This is a genomic window from Streptomyces sp. CO7, assembly GCF_053474865.1.
Map to the genome: position 1 here is coordinate 108,259 of NZ_JBRIOU010000010.1, position 1,038 is coordinate 109,296.

1 pseudogene is annotated in these 1,038 nt (G+C 78.5%); it reads left to right on the forward strand.

The features are described 5' to 3' along the window. A pseudogene (locus ACOV8S_RS28770) lies at nt 1–946 on the forward strand (dTMP kinase); the annotation flags it as partial. Between the last annotated feature and the right edge of the window lie 92 nt (nt 947–1,038).

The following is a 1,038-nucleotide window of genomic DNA, read 5'->3' on the forward strand; positions in this document are numbered from 1 at the left end:
CCGCAGGGCCGAGGAGGAGGCGCGGCGCAGGGCCGAGGAGGAGGCCGCCCGCAAGGCCGAGGAGGAGCGCCTGGAGCGGGAGCGCCAGGAGGAGCTCGCCCGCCTGCGTGCCGAGGAGGAGGAGCGCCAGCGCCGCGAGCTGGAGGAGGCGCGCCGCCGTGAGGCCGAGCGGCAGGCGGAGGAGGCCCGCCGCCGGGAGGCCGAGGCCCGCCGCAAGGCCGAGGAGGAGCGCGCCAGGCTGCTCGCCGAGGAGGAGGCCCGGGCCGCCGAGGAGGCCCGCCGCCGCGAGGAGGAGGTCGAGCGCCGCAACCGCGAGGCGGAGCAGGCACGGCTTCGCGCCGAGGCCGAGGCCCGGCGGATGGAGAAGCAGCGGCAGGCCGAGGAGGCGCTGCTGCGCGCCGAGGAGGCGCGCCGCCTCGCGGAGGCCGCGGCGACGGCCGCCGAGGCCGCCAAGACCTCGCAGGCGGTGCAGATGTCCAAGGCCCCCGAGCCCGCGCAGGCCCCGTCCCGTGACGAGGCCCGCGAGGACGGCCGGGGCCCGCAGGACCGCGTGAGCATGTCGAAGGCGCCGGACGACGAGGCGCTGACCGTGCCGACGCCGGTGGTCTCCCCGCAGGAGGAGACCAGGGTGATCCCGCGGGTCGCCGAGAACGACGCGACGATGGAGATCCCCCAGGTGGCCCGGCCGGCCGACGAGACGGCGGTGCTGCCCCGGATCGAGCAGCCGGACCCGGACGCCACCCGGGAGATCCCGCGCGACGCCGACGTCACCCGCGAGCTCCCGCAGGTCGGCTCGGAGGACGGTGCCAGGGACGGCCGTCGTCGCCCCGACTGGGCGGAGGAGACTCCGATGGACGACCTGCCCAGCCTCGCCGACGAGCTGCTCGGCCCGTACGACGAGCGTGACGGCGGTGACGGCAAGGGCCGCCGAGGCCGCCGTCGCTGACCCCCGCCCGCTCAGGTACGCCGCCCCGGCCAGGTGCTCGACACCCGGCCGGGGCGGCGTTCGTGTGTGGGAGGGGCGCCGCAGGCAGGCGG